At 74.1% G+C, this 16,421-nt stretch carries 20 protein-coding genes; 8 read left to right on the top strand and 12 right to left on the bottom strand.

All coding sequences use genetic code 11. The annotated features are described in order from the left end of the window. Positions 1 to 138 precede the first annotated feature (138 nt). From AB0O09_RS17980 to AB0O09_RS17970, 3 genes are read left to right on the top strand one after another with little or no spacing between them, the layout of a single operon-like run. Entirely contained in the window at positions 139 to 621 is a 483-nt protein-coding gene (locus AB0O09_RS17980) for a DUF3995 domain-containing protein (RefSeq protein WP_363542607.1), read from the top strand. Further along, on the top strand, positions 614 to 1,138 hold the full coding sequence (locus AB0O09_RS17975; RefSeq protein WP_363542606.1) for a sigma-70 family RNA polymerase sigma factor: 525 nt from the start codon (positions 614 to 616) through the stop codon (positions 1,136 to 1,138). The genes AB0O09_RS17980 and AB0O09_RS17975 overlap by 8 nt, the downstream gene beginning before the upstream one ends. Continuing rightward, entirely contained in the window at positions 1,135 to 1,599 is a 465-nt protein-coding gene (locus AB0O09_RS17970; protein ID WP_363542605.1) for a hypothetical protein, read from the top strand. Before AB0O09_RS17975 ends, AB0O09_RS17970 begins: the two co-directional genes overlap by 4 nt. A 7-nt stretch (positions 1,600 to 1,606) precedes the next feature. On the opposite strand, the gene AB0O09_RS17965 is transcribed toward AB0O09_RS17970, so the two are convergent. Beyond that, on the bottom strand, positions 1,607 to 2,563 hold the full coding sequence (locus AB0O09_RS17965) for a helix-turn-helix transcriptional regulator (protein ID WP_363542604.1): 957 nt from the start codon (positions 2,561 to 2,563) through the stop codon (positions 1,607 to 1,609). A 139-nt stretch (positions 2,564 to 2,702) separates the two neighbouring features. Between AB0O09_RS17965 and AB0O09_RS17960 the strand changes: the two genes are divergently transcribed. Then, a complete protein-coding gene (locus AB0O09_RS17960; protein ID WP_363542603.1) occupies positions 2,703 to 3,608 on the top strand; it encodes a branched-chain amino acid transaminase in 906 nt (301 codons plus the stop codon). A 96-nt stretch (positions 3,609 to 3,704) separates the two neighbouring features. On the opposite strand, the gene AB0O09_RS17955 is transcribed toward AB0O09_RS17960, so the two are convergent. The 8 genes from AB0O09_RS17955 to clpS form a co-directional block, all read right to left on the bottom strand. Then, entirely contained in the window at positions 3,705 to 4,457 is a 753-nt protein-coding gene (locus AB0O09_RS17955; protein ID WP_363542602.1) for an MBL fold metallo-hydrolase, read from the bottom strand. A 262-nt stretch (positions 4,458 to 4,719) separates the two neighbouring features. After that, positions 4,720 to 5,688, bottom strand: a complete 969-nt coding sequence (locus AB0O09_RS17950) for a cysteine synthase (RefSeq protein ID WP_344626804.1) — start codon at positions 5,686 to 5,688, stop codon at positions 4,720 to 4,722. Next, complete coding sequence (locus tag AB0O09_RS17945) at positions 5,688 to 5,966, bottom strand: MoaD/ThiS family protein (RefSeq protein ID WP_344626805.1); 279 nt, start codon at positions 5,964 to 5,966, stop codon at positions 5,688 to 5,690. Before AB0O09_RS17945 ends, AB0O09_RS17950 begins: the two co-directional genes overlap by 1 nt. Before the next feature lie 97 nt (positions 5,967 to 6,063). Beyond that, positions 6,064 to 6,180 (bottom strand): putative leader peptide, encoded by a 117-nt coding sequence (locus tag AB0O09_RS17940; protein WP_344626806.1) that lies wholly within the window; start codon positions 6,178 to 6,180, stop codon positions 6,064 to 6,066. Positions 6,181 to 6,317: 137 nt separating this feature from the next. Next, the gene (locus AB0O09_RS17935; protein WP_363542601.1) at positions 6,318 to 6,749 is read right to left on the bottom strand and encodes a M67 family metallopeptidase; all 432 of its coding nucleotides are present in this window, start codon (positions 6,747 to 6,749) and stop codon (positions 6,318 to 6,320) included. Between the two features lie 100 nt (positions 6,750 to 6,849). After that, positions 6,850 to 8,292 carry an amino acid permease gene (locus AB0O09_RS17930; protein ID WP_363542600.1) on the bottom strand — a complete coding sequence of 481 codons (1,443 nt, stop codon included), beginning with the start codon at positions 8,290 to 8,292 and terminating at the stop codon, positions 6,850 to 6,852. Between the two features lie 184 nt (positions 8,293 to 8,476). Next, positions 8,477 to 9,052: a DUF2017 domain-containing protein gene (locus tag AB0O09_RS17925; RefSeq protein ID WP_363542599.1), complete on the bottom strand. Its 576-nt coding sequence runs from the start codon at positions 9,050 to 9,052 to the stop codon at positions 8,477 to 8,479. Positions 9,053 to 9,170: 118 nt separating this feature from the next. Then, positions 9,171 to 9,464 carry an ATP-dependent Clp protease adapter ClpS gene (clpS, locus tag AB0O09_RS17920; protein ID WP_363542598.1) on the bottom strand — a complete coding sequence of 98 codons (294 nt, stop codon included), beginning with the start codon at positions 9,462 to 9,464 and terminating at the stop codon, positions 9,171 to 9,173. 150 nt (positions 9,465 to 9,614) lie between these two features. Between clpS and AB0O09_RS17915 the strand changes: the two genes are divergently transcribed. Together AB0O09_RS17915 and AB0O09_RS17910 are read left to right on the top strand one after the other, a co-directional pair. Continuing rightward, positions 9,615 to 10,943 carry a nicotinate phosphoribosyltransferase gene (locus AB0O09_RS17915; RefSeq protein WP_363542597.1) on the top strand — a complete coding sequence of 443 codons (1,329 nt, stop codon included), beginning with the start codon at positions 9,615 to 9,617 and terminating at the stop codon, positions 10,941 to 10,943. A 193-nt stretch (positions 10,944 to 11,136) separates the two neighbouring features. Then, the gene (locus AB0O09_RS17910; protein ID WP_363542596.1) at positions 11,137 to 11,724 is read left to right on the top strand and encodes an isochorismatase family protein; all 588 of its coding nucleotides are present in this window, start codon (positions 11,137 to 11,139) and stop codon (positions 11,722 to 11,724) included. A gap of 79 nt (positions 11,725 to 11,803) precedes the next feature. Here the strand turns inward: AB0O09_RS17910 and AB0O09_RS17905 are convergent, their stop codons facing one another. Then, entirely contained in the window at positions 11,804 to 12,832 is a 1,029-nt protein-coding gene (locus AB0O09_RS17905) for a type IV toxin-antitoxin system AbiEi family antitoxin domain-containing protein (protein ID WP_363542595.1), read from the bottom strand. Positions 12,833 to 13,148: 316 nt separating this feature from the next. Here AB0O09_RS17905 and AB0O09_RS17900 point away from each other — a divergent pair, with 316 nt between their 5' ends. Then, a complete protein-coding gene (locus tag AB0O09_RS17900) occupies positions 13,149 to 13,763 on the top strand; it encodes a hypothetical protein (protein WP_363542594.1) in 615 nt (204 codons plus the stop codon). Here AB0O09_RS17900 and AB0O09_RS17895 read toward each other — a convergent pair. Both AB0O09_RS17895 and AB0O09_RS17890 read right to left on the bottom strand, forming a co-directional pair. Then, the gene (locus tag AB0O09_RS17895; protein ID WP_363542593.1) at positions 13,738 to 14,625 is read right to left on the bottom strand and encodes a hypothetical protein; all 888 of its coding nucleotides are present in this window, start codon (positions 14,623 to 14,625) and stop codon (positions 13,738 to 13,740) included. The two genes, AB0O09_RS17900 and AB0O09_RS17895, sit on opposite strands and share 26 nt — an antisense overlap. Positions 14,626 to 14,740: 115 nt before the next feature. After that, positions 14,741 to 15,784 (bottom strand): cation diffusion facilitator family transporter, encoded by a 1,044-nt coding sequence (locus AB0O09_RS17890; RefSeq protein WP_363542592.1) that lies wholly within the window; start codon positions 15,782 to 15,784, stop codon positions 14,741 to 14,743. Here AB0O09_RS17890 and AB0O09_RS17885 point away from each other — a divergent pair. Further along, positions 15,758 to 16,174, top strand: a complete 417-nt coding sequence (locus tag AB0O09_RS17885) for a hypothetical protein (protein WP_363542591.1) — start codon at positions 15,758 to 15,760, stop codon at positions 16,172 to 16,174. The two genes, AB0O09_RS17890 and AB0O09_RS17885, sit on opposite strands and share 27 nt — an antisense overlap. The last annotated feature ends 247 nt before the right edge of the window (positions 16,175 to 16,421 follow it).

Here is a 16,421-nt window from a genome sequence, read left to right as displayed (position 1 = left end):
GGTCCGTCGCCGTCCGCGACAGGTGTGACGCAGGACACGCGGAACGTCCGGCCCCGGCCGCTCCTCCCTCTGCGGTGACGGACCGTCGACCGGACGGCGCCGCCCGGCCGATCCGGCCGACCGAAGCGAGGGGGACCCGTGGACCGCACCGAGCAGCGCATCGTGCAGCGCACCGGAACGGCGGTGGCCGCACTGCTGGCCGCCGACGCCGCACTCCACCTGTACTGGGCCACCGGCCTCACCTGGCCCGCCGCCGACAGCCGGGCCCTCTCGCAGGCCGTCCTCAACGCCGACGTCCCGTTCACGCCGCCCGTGGTGCTGCCGCTCGCCGTGCTGCTGCTCGCCGCGGCGGCCGCGGTGCTCGCCCGCGCGCACGGCCTCGGCGGGCCCCGCACCGCCCGGCTCTGCCGACTCGCCACCGCCGCCGTGGCGGCCGGGCTGCTGCTCCGCGGGGCGGTCGGCATCGTGTGGGCCTGCGGCCCCGGCACCGACCCCGGCAGCGCCTTCCGCCTGCTCGACCAGGTGCTCTACACCCCGCTCTGCCTCGGCTTCGGCGCGGCGGCGGCCCGGGCCGCCGGGCTCCGCCCGCACCGAGCGGTGCGAGACTTCCGCCGTGGCTGATCCCGACGAGCGCTCCCGCGGCGTGGCGCTGGCCCGCGCCGCCCGGCGCGGGGACACCCTCGCGATGAGCGACCTGCTCGACCACCTCACGCCCTACGTCGGGCGGATCTGCGGACGGATCTGCGGGCCCGGCGCTGCGGCCGGCCGCCAGGACGCGGTGCAGGAGACGCTCACCGCGGTCTTCCGGGGCCTGCGCTCGCTGAGGGACGCGAACGCGCTGTACGGCTGGGTCCGGGTGCTGGCCGTCCGCGAGGCGGTGCGGGTGGTCCGCCGGGACGGCCGGGACCTGCCCGCCGAACTCGCCGCACTGCCCTCGCCCGGGGACGCCCAGCTCGCCGCGGACATCCGGGACGTGCTGGGCCGGCTCACCCCCGAGCACCGGGCCGTCCTGCTGCTGCGCGACGTCGAGGGCCTGGACGAGCGGTCCGCCGCCGGGCTGCTCGGCATCCCCGAGGGCACCGTGAAGTCCCGGCTGCACCGCGCCCGGACCGTATTCCGAAGGATGTGGACAGCATGAGGACGGACGACCCGACGGCCCCGCTCGACCCGGTGCGCCGGCTGCACGTGATGGCCGCGGGGATCCGCGGCGCCCGCGTCACCGAGGGCGTGGTCGACGCGCCGTTCGACCGGGTGTGGGCGGTCATGGCCGATCTGGAGGGTGAGTTCGGACGCTTCCAGCCCGACATGCGGAGCCTGCGTGTGACCCGCCGGGACGGCGACCGGGTGGAGTCCCTGGCACGCAGCCGGTACGGGATGCGGGCCCGGTTCGACGGGGTGCTCCGGCCGGGCTGGTGCTGGCTGCAGAGCCGGTTCGTGGTCATCGGGATGGCGGCCGTCACCGACGGCAGCGGCACCACCCGGGTCGCGCTGACCGGCGGCGTCCGGGTGCCCGGCCGGGCTGCGCTCGTCCCGCTGGGCACCCGCCGCGAGCCGCGGCTCGCCCTGGCCCGGCTGCGGCAGCGGGTGGAGAGCGCGTAGGTCCTGCCTAGATCCAGCCGAGGCGGGCGGCGTGGACACCGGCCTGGAAGCGGCTCTGGGCCCCGAGGTCGGTGGTGAGGTCGGAGACCAGGCGGCGCACCGTGCGCTCGGAGATCTCCAGCTTGCGGGCGATCGCCTGGTCGGTGAGACCGGCGGCGAGCAGCCGGAGCACCTCGCGGTGGCGGTCGTCGGGCACCGGGCGGCCGAGCAGGTCCGGCGGCACCCAGGCGGCCGTCCAGAAGTACTCGAAGAGCTCGCGGACCACCGCGAGCACCGCCTCGTCCCGGACGACCAGCGCGGTGTCGGGGGCGCCGCCGGGCGCGGGCAGCACCGCCATGGTGCTGTCCACGGCGATCAGCCACAGCGGCAGCGTGTGCGCGACCCGGATGCCGGCGCCCGCGGCGGTCAGCCGCTGCACGTGGTCGAGCACGTCCGGGTGGTGCAGGGCCGCCGCCGGGTAGACGGTGCGCAGCCGGACGCCGTGGGCGAGGGCGATGCGTTCGCGGGCGAGTTTGCCGTCGAGGGCGGGGCGGGAGTGGTCCTGCCCGGGGCGGAGTGAGAGGACTTCGGTGCGGGCGCTGTGCGCGGCGTCCTCCAGGAGGGCGGCGATGCGGTCGGCGCCGTGGACGAGGTGGCGGGCGCCGCCGTCGTCGGTGTCGCTCTGGGCGGGCAGGTAGCGGGTGTGGAGCCGTTCGACGGTGTCGCGGGTACGCCGGACGGCGGTGAAGAGGTCGGCGAGGTGTCCGTCGGCGTCGGCGAGGAGATGGCGGACGGCGGTGGCAACGGAGACGGCGGTGAGTCCGCTGCCGGTGGCGTTGGTGGGCCGGAGCAGTCCGAGCTGCCGGAGTTCGCCGAGTGCGGTGTCGAACTCGGTTTCTTCCCAGCCGAGTTCGCTGCGCAGTTCGGGCAGCGGGCGGCTCGGGTCGGTGCGCAGGCGGCGGTAGAGGGCGGTGCTGTGCTCCACGGCGGGGACGATAGCCATCCGGTCGGTGGGCGAACGGTGAATTCCACCATCCGGGACGGCGGCTCCGGTCCCGGCCATGGCCGGTTCTGCCGTCCTCGGCGCGGGCCGTGCGGGGCGGTGCCGGGGCCAGGATGGCGGCATGACGACGGACGGGGCTTCGAGGATCTGGTTCGACGGCGCGCTGGTGCCGTGGCAGGAGGCGCAGGTGCACGTGCTGACGCACGGCCTGCACTACGGGACGGGGGTGCTGGAGGGCACCCGGGTGTTCGGGACGGCCGGCGGGCCGGCGGTGTTCCGTCTGGAGGAGCACCTGCGGCGGCTGCTGCGCAGTGCGCACATGCTGCGGATGCCGTTGCCGTACGGGGTGGAGGAGTTGGCGGCGGGCACGGTGGAGCTGCTGCGGTCGAACGGTCAGGGTGCCTGCTACGTGCGGCACTTCGCGTTCCTGGGGGACGGCTCGATGGGACTGGACATGCGGGGGGTGCGGACCAGGACGGTGATCGCGTCCTGGGAGTGGCCGGAGCACCGGCCGTCGGGCGGGCTGCGGTTGAAGACGAGCAGTTGGCGGCGGACGGATCCGAACAGCGTGCCGCCGGCGGCGAAGGCGACCGGGCCGTACCTGAATTCGGTGCTGGCGCGGCGGGAGGCGACGGACGCGGGCTACGACGAGGCGCTGCTGCTGGCGGCGGACGGTTCGGTCAGCGAGTGCAGTGCGGAGAACGTGTTCGTGGTGCGGGACGGGGTGCTGCGGACGCCGCCGGTGGCGGCGGGTGCGCTGGAGGGGATCACGCAGGACACGGTGCTGGTGCTGGCCCGGGACCTGGGGATCGAGGTGCGGGTGGAGCGGCTGCTGCGCTCGGACCTGTACGCCGCGGACGAGGTGTTCGTGTGCGGGACGGCGGCGGGGATCGTGCCGGTGGCCTCGCTGGACGACCGCGGGCTGCCGGCGGCGCCGGGCGGGGTGACGAAGCGCCTTGCGGAGCTGTACCGGGCGGCGGTGTCGGGCGAGGAGCCGCGCTACGCGCACTGGCTGACCCGGGTCTAGACCCCCGGGGGCCCGTGGGGGCGCCTCCCGGCCGAGGACCGAGGGGAGAGCCGCGCGGTTCCCCGCGCCCCCGTGGCCTGCTCCCCCGGTCCGCCTTCAGCGCAGGTCGTAGACGGCGCCGGGGCGGGCGACCTCGACGGGGCCGTCGAAGGATGCGGCGGCGTCGCGGCGGTTCTGCTCGGCGTCCGTCCACGGCGGGACGTGGGTGAGCACGAGGCGGCCGACGCCGGCGGCCGCGGCGTGTTCGCCGGCCTCGCGTCCGTTGAGGTGGATCGCCTCGTAGGTCTCCTTGCCGTCGGTGTAGGCGGCCTCGCAGAGGAAGAGGTCGACGCCGCGGGCGAGGTCGACGAGCTCGGCGCACTCGCCGGTGTCGCCGGAGTAGGCGAGGGAGGCGCCGCCGTGCTCGACGCGGAAGCCGTAGGCCTCGGTGTCGAGGTGGTTGACCCGGGCGCTGGTGATGCGCAGCGGGCCGAGGTCGAAGCTGCGGTTGCCGAGCGGGCGGAAGTCGAAGACCTCCTTCATGCCGGGTTCCTCCGGCATGTCGTAGGCGCGGGCGAGGCGCTCGGCGGTGCCGTGCGGTCCGTGGACGGGGAGGAGTGCGGGGCAGCCCTCCAGCCGGTAGTTGCGGGCGACCCAGTAGGCGCAGAGGTCGATGCAGTGGTCGGCGTGCAGGTGGCTGAGCAGGACGGCGTCGACGTCGTAGAGGCCGGTGTACTTCTGGAGCGCGCCGAGGGCGCCGTTGCCGAGGTCGATGACCAGGCGGTAGCCGTCGGCCTCCACGAGGTAGCTGGAGCAGGGCGACTCGGCGGACGGGAAGCTTCCCGAGCACCCCACCACGGTCAGTTTCATGCCGAGCCCCTCCGCCCCGATGGGTCATGGTCCACGCCGGCGGGGCACTACCTCTCGGTAGCGGTGCCCCTTCGCGTTGTCGAGGGTAAGGGGCGGGCGGCACTTTGCCCCCGTCTCCGTGCCGCGCTGTGGCTGGAATCACCAGAACGGGCCGGGCCCGGTGGCGGGCCGGACGGGGCGGGTGCGAGCGGCGTACGGCGCGGGCGGCGGCGGGTACGCCGGGGGCGCGGCACCCGTGTGGATGCCGCGCCCCTCGTGCGCCTCAGGCCCAGAGCTGGCCCTGCAGCGCGTCGACCGCGGCCTCGGTCGACTCGGCGGTGTAGATGCCGGTGGAGAGGTACTTCCAGCCGCCGTCGGCGACGACGAAGACGACGTCGGCGCGCTCGCCGGCCTTCGCGGCCTTGCGGGCGACGCCGATCGCGGCGTGCAGGATGGCGCCGGTGGAGACGCCGGCGAAGATGCCCTCCTGCTGGAGCAGCTCGCGGGTGCGCTGCACGGCGTCGGCGGAGCCGACGCTGAAGCGGGTGGTGAGGACCTCGGCGTCGTAGAGCTCGGGGACGAAGCCCTCGTCGAGGTTGCGCAGGCCGTAGACGAGGTCGTCGTAGCGGGGCTCGGCGGCGACGATCTGCACGCCGGGGACCTTCTCGCGCAGGTAGCGGCCGACGCCCATCAGGGTGCCGGTGGTGCCGAGGCCGGCCACGAAGTGGGTGACGGTGGGCAGGTCGGCGAGGATCTCGGGGCCGGTGCCGGTGTAGTGCGCTCCGGCGTTGTCGGGGTTGCCGTACTGGTAGAGCATGACCCAGTCGGGGTGCTCGGCGGCGATCTCCTTGGCGATGCGCACGGCGGTGTTGGAGCCGCCGGCGGCCGGCGAGGAGATGATCTCTGCGCCCCACATGCGGAGCAGCTCGCGCCGCTCCTCGCTGGTGTTCTCCGGCATGACGCACACCATGCGGTAGCCCTTGAGCTTGGCGGCCATGGCCAGCGAGATGCCGGTGTTGCCGCTGGTGGGCTCCAGGACGGTGCAGCCGGGGGTGAGCCTGCCGTCGGCCTCGGCCCGCTCGATCATGTGCAGGGCCGGGCGGTCCTTGATCGAGCCGGTGGGGTTGCGGTCCTCCAGCTTGGCCCAGAGGCTCACCAGGCCGTCGGCGTTCCCGGGTACGGCTGCCGACAGGCGCGGCAGCCGTACCAGCGGGGTGTTGCCGACGGCCTCGAGGGGGCTGTCGTAGCGCATTACTTCATGCCGCCGGCGACGGCGGGGAGGATGGTGACGCTGTCGCCGTCGGCGAGGGCGGTGCTGATGCCCTCGAGGAAGCGGACGTCCTCGTCGTTCAGGTAGACGTTGACGAAGCGGCGCAGCTCGCCGGCGTCGAGGAGGCGCTCGGCGATGCCGGGGTGGCGGCTGTCGAGGTCCTGGAACAGTTCGCCGAGGTTGGTGCCGGTGCCTTCGACGGCCTTGGCGCCGTCGGTGTACGGGCGGAGGATGGTCGGGATGCGGACCTCGATGGCCATGGCTGCGCTCCTGTGGAGGTGGGTCGGGTGGGCCGCCGCACGCGGCGCGGCAGGGGTGACGGCCCCGGGGCGGCCGGGGCGGGCTGGCGGTGCCGAGTCAGTGGGCGTCGGCGGTGCCGGGACAGATCGCGCTGGCGAGCCGGCACAGGTCGACGTGCAGGCGCGCCACGAGGCGGATGCCTGGGGCCTGATTGGTCACATCGACGGAACGCATGGGCTCATCGTATAGATTCCCGCCCCCGCAGCGGCATCCGCGTCTCGCGATCCGGATGGTTTCGTTTCCCATGCCGAGACGACGGCCCGCCGCGGCCGGTCGTGGCCGGTCGGCGGGCCGTGTGCGGAGGTGGCCGGTCAGGCGGAGTACTCCTCGACGACCTGCACGTCTTCCTCCGTGATCACGCCGTCCACGATGCGGAACGAGCGGAACTCGTACGGGTCCTCCTCGCCGTTGCCCTCGGCGGTGGAGACGAGCACGTAGTGCGCCTCCGGCTCGGAGGCGTAGCTGACGTCGGTGCGCGAGGGGTAGGCCTCGGTGGCGGTGTGCGAGTGGTAGACGATCACCGGGACCTCGTCGCGGTCGTCCATCTCCCGGTAGAGCTTGAACAGGTCACCGGAGTCGAACTCGTAGAAGGTGGGCGAGCGGGCCGCGTTGAGCATCGGGACGAACCGCTCGGGCCGGCCGCTGCCCTCGGGGCCGGCGACCACGCCGCAGGCCTCGTCCGGGTGGTCGGCGCGGGCGTGGGCCACGATGCGGTCGCGCAGTTCTCGGGTGATGGTCAGCATGCGGCCAGGATAGCGACGGCCGGCCCCGGGTCAGGGTCCGGGACCGGCCGTCGTCTCGACTGCCGGACGCCCGCCGGACGGCCGGTGGGCGCCCGGCGGATCAGCGGCCGGCGCCCGCGTCCGACCGGTCGTGGTCGGGGCCGCGGACCGCCTCGGGGCGCCTGCGGGAGAGCACCAGGTAGCCGGCGGTCAGCAGTGCGGCCCAGACCGGGAAGACGTAGAGCGAGATCCGGGCGTCCTCGTCGAAGCCGATGAGCACGACGACCAGGACGAGGAAGGCGAGCGCGAGCCGGCTCGGCCACGCCCCGCCGGGGGCCTTGAAGGTGGGGGCGGGCAGTCGGCCGTCCTGCCAGGCGCGGCGGTAGCGGATCTGGGCGACCAGGATGACGGCCCAGGTCCACAGTCCGCAGACGGTGGCGACGGAGGTGACGTACTCGAACGCCTTGCCGGGGGCGAGGTAGTTGAGCACCACGCCGACGCCCATGAGCAGGCAGGAGACGGTGATCGCGGCGGCCGGGGTGCGGCGGGCGTTGAGCGCGGTGAGGCTGCCGGGGGCCTGGCCGCGCAGGGCGAGGTCGCGCAGCATCCGGCCGGTGGAGTACATGCCGGAGTTGCAGGAGGAGAGGGCGGCGGTGAGCACCACGAAGTTGATGACGGAGGCGCCGGCCGGGATGCCGACCTTCTCGAAGGCGGCGACGAACGGGCTGACGCCGGGCGCGAACTCCTGCCACGGGACGAGCGAGAGGATGACGACCAGGGCGCCGATGTAGAACAGCGCGATCCGCCAGGGCAGGGTGTTGATGGCGCGCGGCAGGGTGCGGGCCGGGTCCTCGCTCTCGCCGGCGGTGACGCCGACGAGTTCGACGCCGAGGTAGGCGAACATGACGATCTGAAGGGTCATCACGGTGGCGCCGACGCCCTTGGGGAAGAATCCGCCGTCGGCCCACAGGTGGGTGACCGACGCGGTGTCACCGGCGTCGGAGAAGCCGAGGGTGAGCACGCCGACGCCGATGAGGATCATGCCGAGGATGGCGGTGACCTTGACCATCGAGAACCAGAACTCGATCTCGCCGAAGAGCTTCACCGAGATCAGGTTGGCGCCGTAGAGCAGCACCAGGAAGGCGAGCGCGCTGGCCCACTGCGGGACGCCGGGCGCCCAGTACCGCACGTACACCGCGGCCGCGGTGGTCTCGGCCATGCCGGTGACCACCCAGAACAGCCAGTACGTCCAACCGGTGACGAAGCCGGCGAACGGGCCGAGGAACTCCCGGGCGTACTCGGAGAAGCTGCCGGAGACCGGGCGGTAGGTGAGGAGTTCGCCGAGCGCGCGCATGATCACGAAGATCACCAGGCCGGCCACCGCGTAGCTGAGGATCAGGCTGGGACCGGCCTTGGAGATGGCCGTGCCGGCGCCGAGGAAGAGGCCGGTGCCGATCGCGCCGCCGATGGCGATCATCTGGATCTGGCGGCTGCCCAGTCCGCGGGCGTAGCCCTCCTCGTCCGGCTCGGTGTCGATCACCTCGTCGTAGCGCTGATCGGCCATGGGCGTACCGTCCTCGGGTCGTGGGGAGGTGAGAAGTCGTACCACGGCACGCCCGGATACCGGTGTTCATCTGAGCGTTAATTGAGCATGTCATGTCCGGAGCCGTCCCCATGTGCCCGAAATGCCGCACCCCCGGGTCCACATGGTGGACACGGGGGTGCGGTGCCGCCGAGGTGGCGCCGGGTCAGCCGGCCATCGCCTCCAGCAGCGACTCCTGCATGCCGCCGAGCCAGAGGTACGCCATCACCAGCGGCTTGCGCGGATCGCTGTCGGGCAGCGCGTACAGCCCTTCCTCGTCGTCCTCGGTGACGTCCAGTCGGGAGCCGAGGGTCAGCCGCAGGTCGTTCAGCGCGCCCAGCCAGCGCGGGCAGTCCGCGGCCGGGACGGTCAGCACGCCGCCGTCGCCGCCGAGCCCGTCCAGGGCCCGGACGACGCTCAGCGCGTCCTCGCGCTTGCGGGCCCTCAGGTCCAGCTCGGTGTAGCGGCGGAACTCGCCCGCCATCGCCCTGGTCTCGGTGTCGGCGGGCTCGCCGGGCTCGCCGTACGCGTCGGGGAAGAGCCTGGCCAGCGCGGGGTCGGCCGGAGCCTCGGTCGGCCCCTCGGCGAACAGCGCGGCCAGCGGGTCGTCGCCGGTTCCGCCGGGGCCGGGGCCGATCAGCTCCAGCATCTGCACCTCCAGCGACCGGAGGATGGAGGCCTCCACCTCGTCGAGCGCGATCGCCGCAGTGCCCTCGCCGGCACTCTCGAACAAGCCAGCCATGAGTCCTGAATCAGCCCCGTTCGCGTGTCTGTGGGTCTCGGTGTGTGGTGTCGCGGCCGTGCCGCCGACCCCTGCGACCGGCGCGTGCGGCGCCCGGCCGGGCGGGGGCCGCCGTGCGTCAGTCGTGCTGGAGGGTGGCCCAGAGCCCGTAGCCGTGCATCGCCTGCACGTCGCGCTCCATCTCCTCGCGGGTGCCGCTGGAGACGACGGCGCGGCCCTTGGTGTGCACCTCCATCATGAGTTCGCGGGCCTTGTCCTTCGGGTAGCCGAAGTAGGCCTGGAACACGTACTGCACGTAGCTCATCAGATTCACCGGGTCGTTGTGGACGATGGTCACCCACGGTGTGTCCGGTTCCACCGCCGGCAGGCCTTCGACCTCCGGGCGCTCGATCTCGACCGGCGCGACACTCACGACTGGCTCTCTCCTCTGCGGCTGACCGGGGTGAAGGCGCGTCTCCCCCTGCCCTCATGCTTCCATCCGGGGGACTTCCGAGCGAATCCGGGTCAACATCACGCCAGAGAAATCGTCAATCTGACGCTAAGTGGTAGTAGCATCATCGGCATGGACGCCATCACCGCGCACCGTTCCACCGCGCTGCTCACCGACCGCTACGAGCTGACCATGCTGCAGGCCGCGCTGCGCAGCGGTGCCGCACACCGCCGCTCGGTCTTCGAAGTGTTCACCCGGCGCCTGCCGAACGGCCGCCGCTACGGCGTGGTCGCCGGCACCGGCCGGGTCCTGGACGCCGTCGAGGCCTTCCGCTTCACCGGCCCCCAGCTGGACTGGCTCGCCGACCAGCGGGTGGTGGACGACGCGACGCTGCGCTTCCTCGCCGACTACCGCTTCTCCGGCGACATCCACGGCTATCCCGAGGGCGAGGTGTACTTCCCCGGCTCGCCGCTGCTGACCGTCGAGGGCAGCTTCGCCGAGGCCGTGATCCTGGAGACGCTGGTGCTCTCCGTCCTCAACCACGACTCGGCGATCGCCGCCGCGGCCTCCCGGATGACCGCCGCCGCCGGCGAACGCCCGGTGATCGAGATGGGCGCGCGCCGCGCCCACGAGGCCGCCGCCGTCTCCGCCGCCCGCGCCGCCTACATCGCGGGCTTCAGCGCCACCTCCGACCTGGAGGCCGGCTTCACCCACGGCATCCCCACCACCGGCACCGCCGCCCACGCCTTCACGCTGCTGCACGACAGCGAGCGCGACGCCTTCACCGCCCAGGTCGAGTCGATGGGCCGCGGCACCACGCTGCTCGTCGACACCTACGACCTGGCCGAGGCCGTCCGCACCGCCGTCGAGGTCGCCGGCCCCGAACTCGGCGCCGTCCGCATCGACTCCGGCGACCTGACCCTGCTCGCCCACCGGGTGCGCCGCCAGCTCGACGACCTCGGCGCGCACAAGACCCGGATCATCGTCACCTCCGACCTGGACGAGTACGCCATCGCCGCGCTGGCCGCCGCGCCGGTCGACGGCTACGGCGTCGGCACCAGCCTGGTCACCGGCAGCGGCCACCCGACCTGCGCGATGGTCTACAAGCTGGTTGCCCGCGAGAGCGTGCCCGGCGGGCCGCTCGTCCCTGTCGCCAAGCGCTCGGCCGGCGGAAAGACCAGCACCGGCGGCCTCAAGTGGGCGGCCCGCCGGCCCGACGCGGACGGCGTCGCCGAGGCCGAGGTCGTCGGCACCGGGCCGGTGCCCGCCCACCTGGAGCCGCACCTGCTGCACGTCCCGCTGGTCCGCGGCGGCGAGGTCGTGGGGCGCGAACCGCTGGACGCGGCGCGCGAGCGGCACCGGCGCGCCCTCGGGACGCTCCCGATGTCGGCCACCCAGCTGTCGAAGGGCGACCCCGTGATCGTCACCGAGCTGATGAGCGGCGCGACCGCCGCCGGGTGAGCCCGCCGGGCCTTCCGCCGCCGCGCGTCACTCCCTACAGTCTTCTCGGCACCACCACGGCCTCCACGCCACCCCCACGTTCCGCCCGTGGTTCCGTCCCGGTCCCACCGGCGGTCCCGCCCGCACCTCCACCCGCACCGCCCGACCCCCACCGCGGCCCGCCGCGGACCGCCCACACCGAGAGAAGCCAGCCATGCACCGGGCCCTGATCGTCGTCGACGTGCAGAACGACTTCTGCGAAGGCGGCAGTCTGGCCGTCGCCGGCGGCGCCGAAGTGGCCGCCGCCATCACCGACCTGATCGCGGACGCCTCCCCCGGCTACACCCACATCGTCGCCACCCGGGACCACCACGTCGACCCCGGAGCGCACTTCGCCGAGGACCCGGACTACGTCACCTCCTGGCCCGCGCACTGCGTGGCCGGCACCGAGGGCATCGGCTTCCACCCCAACTTCGCACCCTCGGTCACCTCGGGCGCGATCGAGGCGGTCTTCGACAAGGGCGCGTACGCGGCCGCGTACAGCGGCTTCGAGGGCCGTGACGAGAACGGCGGGACGCTGGCCGACTGGCTGCGCGAACGGGAGGTCACCGAGGTCGACGTGGTCGGCATCGCCACCGACCACTGTGTGAAGGCGACCGCGCTCGACGCCGCCCGCGAGGGCTTCACCACCCGGGTGCTGCTCGAACTGACCGCCGGCGTCGCCGCCGGCACCACCGAGGCGGCACTGGCCGAACTCCGCTCCGCGGGAGTCGAGCTGACCGGCAGCCCGGTCCTGCGCTGAAGCCGCGCCCGGCATCCGGAACGGCCGGGCGGTCAGCGGTCCGAGCAGTCGGCGGTCGGGCCGGTCGGCGCGCGGCCGGTCAGCGGTCGGTGACCACCAGCTCGACCACGTCCGCCCCACCCGCCCGGAAGGCCTCGCGGAGCTCGCCGCCGACCTCGTCCGGCTCGGCGGCGACCCGCGCGCCGGAGACGTACACCACCCGCACCCCCAGGTACTCCATCCGGTGCTGCTCCCCGCGCACCCAGGCGGCCTCGCCCTCGCTGACGCAGCGCAGGTCGGAATCGACGGCCACCGCCACGCCGACCTCCGGCCAGTACAGGTCCGGCACCGCCACGTAGGTGCCGCCGCGCATCCGCAGCTCGGGGCCGACCAGCGGCACGGGCAGCAGCCACTCGTCCACCAGCTCGCCGATCCGGGCGAGCACCGACTCCCGCTCCATGGCGAGGAGTTCGTCCAGCGCGGCGCGCACCCGGGGCTCGGTCAGCAGCCGGGCCTCGCCGAGTTCCGCCACCAGCTCCCGCAGGGCGCAGCCGCCCTCGGTGCGCGTCACCGCCTCGCGGAGCATCGCCCGCAGCAGCACCGGACGGACGGCACCGCTCTCGAAGGCCCCGGCGTCCGTCCACTCGCGCACCGCGTCGGCCACGGCGCGCGCCACCGGCGCGCAGGCCAGGCCGTGCACCGAGCGGGCCACCAGCTCACGGCCGGTGCGCAGGATCCGGACGGAGCCGGCGTCCTTCAGGCGCCGCTGACGGGGCACCAGCACCTCCACGCCGGTGACGGCCGGCAGCCGGGGCACCGAGGCGAAGCCGTACAGCGCCAGCGCCGCCGCGCCGGTGATCACGGCGCCCTCGCAGCCGCCCTCGTCCCGGCCGTCCTGCGCCGCGTAGAGGAGGGCCGCCCACATCCGCTGCTCGGGGGTCGGGTCGCCGCCCTGGAGCAGGTAGACGCGGGGCAGCAGCCGCTGCCACGGCCCACCGCGGCGGCAGTGCTCGGTGACCGCCCGGGCCGGTACGCCGCGGGCCCGCAGCTGGCTCGCGGTGACCACGTTCTGCTGACGCCGCGCCAGCTCTTCCAGGGAGAGCGGCTGGGAAGGAATCCGGTAGCTCATGTCGACACCCTCCCCAACGCCGCCACAGTCGCACGCACGACTTGACGACCTGTTACCCAACCGTCGCGAAAACGGGACGGCTCCGCCCTAAAGTCCCCATACCCTCACCCGTTCGACGTATGGGACGTTCACTCGAATGCCGGATTAGATCGGACTTGGGAGGTGACGATCCGTTTTTCATCGAATCGGCACATCAACGATCATGGAGTGGAGGCACCCCGATGATCAGCGATTACTGACCCAGAGTGACCAAGGCCATACGGTGGAGCACCACCCGCCGACCACCGGCACCCGCCGGATTGCCTACCATCGGCACATGCCACGTGACGAGATCCCCGGCCTGCGCGCCGCCCAACTGCGCCTCGGCCGCCTGCCCGGCTACGTCCGCCGGCCCGACCTCGCCCGCCGCAACAGCGCGGACGGCCACACGTACAAGAAGGGCTGGGAGGTCCGCTTCACCGCCCGCACGGAAGCCGAGATAACGGAGATCCGCGACCTGGTGATCGCCGCCGGGTTCGCCCCGGCCCGGCCGTTCTTCAAGGGTCACCAGCTGATCCAGCCGGTGTACGGCATCGCCGCCGTCCAGGCCTACCTGGCCGCCCGGGAGGCCTTCGAGGAGCTCGCCCGGGCCCGTGCCGCGGACGCGGAGGGCACGGACGAGGCGGGCGCCCCCGGTGCCCCCGACGCCCCGGCGGGCCGCACCAGAACGGTGCCGATCCCCGAGCAGGTCTGCCGGGAGGCCGCGGCACCCGTCGCCGCGGCTGCCGCTGCGGCGGCCGCGGCCGGCGCGGCGGCACTGGCGGCCAACAGCGCCGGCACGGCCGGCCGACGGGCCGGCGGACGCGGCCGCCACACCGCGGGCAGCGCCGTCGGTGCCGGCAGCACGATCGGTGCCGTCGGCGCCGTCAGCGCAGCCGGTCGTACGTCCTGAAGGTGTAACCCGCGTCGTACGAGAGCAGGTTGCCACTCGCCGCCGGGAGGCCGAGCCGGTGGGACAGCAGCCCGGTCAGCGGGCCGCAGCTCTCCGGCGCGGGGGCGGCGAAGCCCTCGTCGTACGCGGAGAAGTGGATCAGCGGCGGGTTCCGGGAGACCCACTCCGAGGAACCCGCCCGCTGGAAGTGCAGGCTCACCGGCGCGCTCCGCCCGATCTCGCAGCCGTCCGGCAGCAGCGGGCCGGAGAGCCGGAAGCGCATCTCCATGCTGCCGGTGTAGAAGTCCGAGGCGCCGCCGTACTCCGCCTCCAGCGACAGTCCGAGCACCGGGCTGCGATCCCCGGCCGGGGTGCCGGTCAGGCCGCCGGGCACCGCCACCGGGCCGCCGCCGTGCCAGGCGCCCCAGACCTGCCCCGGCGTGCCGTCCGCGAGCGGGCCCTCGGCGTGCACCATCATGATCGGCCGCAGCGCCGGGAGGTCGGCGTCGCCCAGGCGCAGCTTCGGGGTGGCCAGGTGCACCTCGCACCGCCAGCGGGCCGGGTCGACCCCCTGCGGGAGCTCCGGACAGTCGGCGTAGCCGGCCTCCAGCGCGGCCAGTTCGGCCTCCGGGGTCGCAGCGGACCCCGCGGCCGTGGACGCCGTGACGGTGGACGCCGCAGGGCCTGCGGCGGCGGGAGCGTGGGCGGCGGGGGCGGTATCGGCCGCCTGGGCGGCGGAGGGGGCGGCCAGGGCGAGGCCGGTGGCCGCGAGGACGGTGACGGCGGCGATCCCGGCCCGCCGGGTCCGACGGGTCCGACGGGTCCGACGGGTCCGGCGGGAGCGGTCGGGGCGGGCGGCGTTCTGAGCGGCGTGGGTTTCCATGGCGGCCAGCCTGCTGCCCGGGGCCCTCCGGCCGACATCGGTGAGAGCCCGGACGGCGCCCGGACGGCACTCTGACGCCGGGTCGGGGACGGCCCCGACGGCGGCCCGGAGGACGTCAGCGCAGGGCGGCACGCACCGCCGTCGACTCCGCGGCCACCGCCCTCTCCTCCGGCCCGGCCGGTTCTGCGGCATCGACGTGCACGGTCGCCGCGACCAGGCGCGGCACGGCCCGTTTCAGCGCCTGCTCGACGGCCTCCGCGACCAGGTGACCCTCCGCCACGGTGAGCGAGCCGTCGACCGCCACCTCGGCCTCGGCGCGCAGCGCGTGGCCGACCCAGCGCATCCGCAGCGCGCCGACCGCCCGCACCCCGTCCACCCCTCGCAACCCGCGCTCGGCGGCATCCACCAGCGCGGGCTCGACCCCGTCCATCAGTCGGCGCCCGACCTCGCGCACCGAGCTGCACAGCACCGCCAGCATCACCGCGGTGATCACCAGGCCGACCAGCGGATCGGCGACCTGCCAGCCCAGCGCCGAGCCGCCCGCGCCGAGCAGGACGGCCAGCGAGGTGAGCCCGTCGGCGCGCGCGTGGACGCCGTCCGCGACCAGCGCGGCCGAACCGATCCGGCGGCCGGTGCGGATGCGGTAACGTGCCACCCACTCGTTGCCCAGGCAGCCCACCACCGCCGCAGCCGCCACCGCCCAGACGTGGCCCACCTGTTGCGGGTGGAGCAGCCGGTCGACGGCGGTCACGGCGGCCAGCACGGCGGACGCCGCGACGGTGGCCACCACGGCCACCCCTGCGAGGTCCTCCGCCCGTCCGTAGCCGTACGTGAAGCTGCGGGTGGCGGCGCGGCGGCCGAGCAGGAAGGCGATGGCGAGCGGGACGGCGGTGAGCGCGTCGGCCGCGTCGTGCACGGTGTCGCCGAGCAGCGCGACCGAGTCCGAGAGCACCACCACACCCGCCTGCAGGACGGCGGTGAGGGCGAGGACGAGGAGCGAGATCCACAGGGTCCGCAGCCCGTCGGCGGAGGTCTCCACGGCCTCGTCGACCTTCTCGGAGGCATGGTGGGTGTGCGGGCGGAGCAGGTGACCGAGTCGGGCGGGGGCGCCGCGGCCGTGGGTGCGGCGGCAGTGACGGCGCTCGTGTTCGTCGCGCACGTCGTGCACGTCGCGCAGGACGTGTTCGTCGCGTTCGTCGTTCGCGTCGTGTTCGTGGTGGCAGTGGCGCTCGTGGGGCTGGTTGGGCTGGTTGGGCTGGTGCGGCTCGTGGGGGTGGACGTGGTGGACCGGACGGTCCCGGAGGCGGGTGCCGCGGGGGACGGCGCTCTGGGGGCGCGCGCCGTCGACATGCGCGTCCGAGAGACGCGCGGCGGGATCGCCCGGCGCCCGGGTGTGCGGATCCCGGCCGTGCGGACCCCGGGAGTGCGGGTCTCCGCCGGGTGCGGTCCGCGGGGGGCGTGGGTGATCGGATGGATGCGCCGGATCCGTCATGCGCCCCACGGTCGCACATCGACACCGCTGCAGCCATCACCGCCGTACCCTCCGTGACCAGGTGCGATACCCTCGCACCTGCCGGAGGCCCCGACAGGTCGGCTGATTGACCGTCATATCGCAGCGCGCTCAGGCCGGTTCCCGCTCTCCCCGACGGGGCTTGTCACCCAAAGCAGCCGCGCAAGGGCCTAGAGTGAGCACCGGGCTACCCTTCCGACGCGACCAGATCGAGAGGCTGATGTGACTGATCGTCATGTCCCTGCCACGGTATCGATCAGCCCCGCCGCCGACATCGGTCTGGCAG

Origin of the sequence: Kitasatospora sp. NPDC093679, assembly GCF_040683455.1 — a bacterium.
GTDB classification, from domain to species: Bacteria; Actinomycetota; Actinomycetes; order Streptomycetales; family Streptomycetaceae; genus Kitasatospora; species Kitasatospora arboriphila.
The sequence above is the reverse complement of the archived record's forward strand: the minus strand, read 5'-3'. Positions and strand labels throughout refer to the sequence as shown.

Bases quoted from the DNA above. Each gene is read 5' to 3' on its own strand.
- AB0O09_RS17905 (WP_363542595.1), bottom strand. From the start codon at position 12,832: ATGAGCTACCGGATTCCTTCCCAGCCGCTCTCCCTGGAAGAGCTGGCG.
- AB0O09_RS17895 (WP_363542593.1), bottom strand. From the start codon at position 14,625: ATGGAAACCCACGCCGCTCAGAACGCCGCCCGCCCCGACCGCTCCCGC.
- AB0O09_RS17915 (WP_363542597.1), top strand. From the start codon at position 9,615: ATGGACGCCATCACCGCGCACCGTTCCACCGCGCTGCTCACCGACCGC.
- AB0O09_RS17900 (WP_363542594.1), top strand. From the start codon at position 13,149: ATGCCACGTGACGAGATCCCCGGCCTGCGCGCCGCCCAACTGCGCCTC.
- AB0O09_RS17935 (WP_363542601.1), bottom strand. From the start codon at position 6,749: ATGCTGACCATCACCCGAGAACTGCGCGACCGCATCGTGGCCCACGCC.
- AB0O09_RS17910 (WP_363542596.1), top strand. From the start codon at position 11,137: ATGCACCGGGCCCTGATCGTCGTCGACGTGCAGAACGACTTCTGCGAA.
- AB0O09_RS17945 (WP_344626805.1), bottom strand. From the start codon at position 5,966: ATGGCCATCGAGGTCCGCATCCCGACCATCCTCCGCCCGTACACCGAC.
- AB0O09_RS17960 (WP_363542603.1), top strand. From the start codon at position 2,703: ATGACGACGGACGGGGCTTCGAGGATCTGGTTCGACGGCGCGCTGGTG.
- AB0O09_RS17955 (WP_363542602.1), bottom strand. From the start codon at position 4,457: ATGAAACTGACCGTGGTGGGGTGCTCGGGAAGCTTCCCGTCCGCCGAG.
- AB0O09_RS17970 (WP_363542605.1), top strand. From the start codon at position 1,135: ATGAGGACGGACGACCCGACGGCCCCGCTCGACCCGGTGCGCCGGCTG.
- AB0O09_RS17925 (WP_363542599.1), bottom strand. From the start codon at position 9,052: ATGGCTGGCTTGTTCGAGAGTGCCGGCGAGGGCACTGCGGCGATCGCG.
- AB0O09_RS17940 (WP_344626806.1), bottom strand. From the start codon at position 6,180: ATGCGTTCCGTCGATGTGACCAATCAGGCCCCAGGCATCCGCCTCGTG.
- AB0O09_RS17950 (WP_344626804.1), bottom strand. From the start codon at position 5,688: ATGCGCTACGACAGCCCCCTCGAGGCCGTCGGCAACACCCCGCTGGTA.
- AB0O09_RS17930 (WP_363542600.1), bottom strand. From the start codon at position 8,292: ATGGCCGATCAGCGCTACGACGAGGTGATCGACACCGAGCCGGACGAG.